This window comes from Actinocrinis sp., from assembly GCF_035938995.1.
Taxonomy (GTDB): Bacteria; Actinomycetota; Actinomycetes; order Streptomycetales; family Catenulisporaceae; genus DASZGI01.
On record NZ_DASZGI010000246.1, the window covers coordinates 1 to 3,205 of the forward strand.

At 67.9% G+C, this 3,205-nt stretch carries 3 protein-coding genes; 2 read left to right on the top strand and 1 reads right to left on the bottom strand.

The annotated features are described in order from the left end of the window. Window positions 1-702, top strand: a 702-nt coding sequence (locus VGZ32_RS17205; protein ID WP_326887075.1) for a discoidin domain-containing protein, incomplete at its 5' end; no start/stop codon positions are given. Between the two features lie 174 nt (window positions 703-876). On the opposite strand, the gene VGZ32_RS17210 is transcribed toward VGZ32_RS17205, so the two are convergent. After that, entirely contained in the window at window positions 877-2,454 is a 1,578-nt protein-coding gene (locus VGZ32_RS17210; RefSeq protein ID WP_326887076.1) for an alkaline phosphatase family protein, read from the bottom strand. Between the two features lie 275 nt (window positions 2,455-2,729). Between VGZ32_RS17210 and VGZ32_RS17215 the strand changes: the two genes are divergently transcribed. Continuing rightward, window positions 2,730-3,197: a hypothetical protein gene (locus VGZ32_RS17215; protein WP_326887077.1), complete on the top strand. Its 468-nt coding sequence runs from the start codon at window positions 2,730-2,732 to the stop codon at window positions 3,195-3,197. Window positions 3,198-3,205: the final 8 nt, after the last annotated feature.

The window sequence follows — 3,205 nt, forward strand, 5'->3', positions numbered from 1 at the left end:
CTGTCGTTCGGCAGCCAGACCGTGGGCTCCACCAGCGCCGCCCAGTCGGTCACCGTCACCAACAGCGGCAACGCCGCCGCGGCCCTGTCCCCGCTGACCATCAACGGCGACTACGCCCAAACCAACAACTGCCCCGGCACCCTCAACCCCGGCGCATCCTGCACCGCCACCATCACCTTCACCCCCACCGCCACCGGCACCCGAACCGGCACCCTGACCATCACCAGCAACGCCCCCGGAAGCCCCGCCACCGTCACCCTGACCGGCACCGGCGCCACCACCAACACCAACCTCGCCCAGGGCCAACCCACCACCGCCAGCGGCTGGACCCAGAACTACACACCCGCCAACGCCGTGGACGGCAACACCAGCACCTACTGGGAAAGCACCGACAACGCCTTCCCCCAATGGCTCCAAGTCGACCTCGGCACCGCACACAGCATCAGCCGCATCGTGCTGGACCTGCCCCCCTCCACCGCCTGGGGCACCCGCACCCAAACCCTCCAAATCCAAGGCAGCACCGACGGCACCACCTACACCACCCTCGTCGGCTCCCAGGGCTACACCTTCAACCCCACCACCGGCAACACAACCACCATCACCTTCAACGCCAGCACCGTGCGCTACGTCAAACTCACCTTCACCGCCAACACCGGCTGGCCCGCCGGACAACTCTCGGAGCTCCAGATCTTCAGCAACTGAGCTCCGACTGATCGGATTCACCGGTGCCGCCGGGTGCGCATGTACCCGGCGGCACCACACACCTGAGCCACGTGTGGCCGCGATCCGCGCCGGGATCGCGGCCACACGTCTCGTACGTGGCGGGTCAGCCGACTCGCGTGAAGGTCCAAGTCTGCAGCGACCCGCCCTCCGCGCCTACGGCGTGCCCGTCCAGGCGTCGTTCACTGTCGCGGCGTAGGCGTCGTTGTTGGTCAGCGGCGTCAGACCGAGCGCCTTATCCACCGTGCGCAGCAGTCCGTACTGGTTGGTGCGCTGCGCGCTGGAGTAGCCGGCTTTCACCGAGTTCTGCGAGCCGAGCAGGATCGTCGGGACCTGGTTCGGGTAGCCCGGGCCGAAAGATTTCACGGCGCCTTCGTCCCAGGTGAGGATGAGCAGCGAGCGCTGCGTGGTCCAGGCGGGCGAGTTGAAGATGCTCGGCAACGTGTTCTTCAGCCAGGTGTCGCCCGCGGTGATGCCGCACGACTCCATGTCGTTGCAGTCGTCCGCCTCGAACCACACGAAGTTGGGGGTCGTCGACGCCGAGCCGAGGTCGGTGAACATCTGCGAGAGCGGCTGGTCGTGCTTGGCGCAGTACGAGGTGGGGCTGGTGTCCGCCTTGAACTGCTGGAAGTAGGTGAACGGCACGTCGTCGGGGTAGTAGTAGCCGTGCTGCGAGTAGTCGCAGGGCCCGTTCGCGCCGTCGACGTACGCCTTCCAGGTCTTGCCCGCGTTCTCGACGCTGTTGCCGACGTTCGGGGCGTTGATCGTGGTCGTCGAGATGCTGTTGTCGTACAGGCCGTACAGCCCACCCGCGGCGAGGGCCATGTAGTTCGGGTCGGACGGGTGCGTGGTGGCGTACGACTGGGAGAGAGACGTCCCCGAGGAGAGCAGGCTGTTGATGTAGGGCGCCTGCGAGGTGTTGCCGATGATGTTCCCGTAGTCCTCGTTCTCCATGTAGACCACGAATACGTGGTCGAAGCCCGGGACGGTGGAGGGCGGGGCGGTCAACGTCGGGGTCGGCACGTTCGTGCCGACGGTCAGCGACAGGTCGTCGGCGTAGCCGTCGGTATTGCTGCCCGCGGTGTAGGTGAAGTTCATGTCCACCCGGATCGAGCGGGTGTGCGCCGGAAGGGTGGCGGTGGCCGACTTCTGCAGGAACTCGGTGGTGTTGCCGCGGTTCTTGTTGGTGACCGGGCCGATCGCCGTGCTGCCGAGCGTCGCGCCGGAAGCGTCCTGGAAGGTCGCGGTCACGCCGACGCGGTCGTTCTGGCTGGACCAGCCGCCCAGCCAACCGGACAGGGTGACCGGCACGCCGCCGGCGTCGATTGCCGACGCCGCGGCCGAGACGTCGACGGTCTGCGACAGGCTGGAGTTCCCGGTGCCGCCGCCGTTGAAGAACTGGTTGCCGCGGGTCGGCGAACCCGGCGTGCCGGCGGTCGGGAAGCCGTTGGGCGCGCCGTAGCACACGGCGTTCGGCTCGCCGCTCGTGATGGTCCAGCCGGGGATCGTCATACCGTCAAGGCCGGTGGCCGAACACTGCGCGACGCTCTCGGCGCCCGGATCGACCAGGAGGTTGCCGCTGGTGACGGAAGTGGCCGCGGCGGCCCTGCCGAGTGTGGCACTCGCCGCGGCCGGGACCGCACCCCAGGTCAGCGCCATCGCCGCGGCCAGGGCGGTGGCGGCCAGGGCGGTGCGTCCGGGAGGTGAAGACGGTGCTGTTGGGCGTCGACTCATCGCGGTGATCCTTCCGAGAGGCGGTGTTGCTTCGTGGGCAAACAGGCCGCACCGTGACAGCCGCACCTGACGCACGACTCCCGCGGTGTTGAGCAGAAGGTGAATTTCAGCCGTCGAATCACGCACCCGATCCGAACGGCCACGCTCAGTGTTCTATCTCCGTTGCGAGAGCAACGGCCACACGCCGACCACATGGTGGAACGCCTCTTGCCGGACCCGGAAGCCCGCGCAACGTTGTACGGGTTCGTATTTCCCAGCCGAGACAGGAAGGTTCCATGGTGCGCAGATCCGTTCGAACCGCGAGCGTCGTCCTGGCGTGCGCGGCCGCCATGTCGGCCGCGGGCACGACCACCGCGATGGCACAAACGCCCGCGCGCGGCACCGCCTGCACCACGTCGCAGACCATTCGGATCACCGGTCTGTCCTTCCAGCCGCCGGCCGTCTACCCGGGGCAGAGCTCCGAGGCGACCGCCACCGTGCTGAACTGCACCGGCCAACAGCAGCAAGCAGGCGCGCAGTGGATGGGCCGCTGGATCGGCTCCTCTCCCGGCATCCCGGCGGGCTGCCCGGTGATCGATCCGGTCATACTGCAAGTGAACCTCGCCCCGCACGCCCAGGGCAGCAGCTCGATCGGCTATCTGGTGCCGAGTTCCTGCACCGCATCCGCGCTGGTCGTGACCGTGGAGATCATCCAGAACGGCGCCATCATCGCCGAGCGCAGCGCCACGCTGGTGATCAAGTAGCTGCCCGG

Excerpts from the sequence above, each read along its gene's own strand:
- VGZ32_RS17210 (WP_326887076.1), bottom strand. The coding sequence starts at position 2,454 with ATGAGTCGACGCCCAACAGCACCGTCTTCACCTCCCGGACGCACCGCC.
- VGZ32_RS17215 (WP_326887077.1), top strand. The coding sequence starts at position 2,730 with ATGGTGCGCAGATCCGTTCGAACCGCGAGCGTCGTCCTGGCGTGCGCG.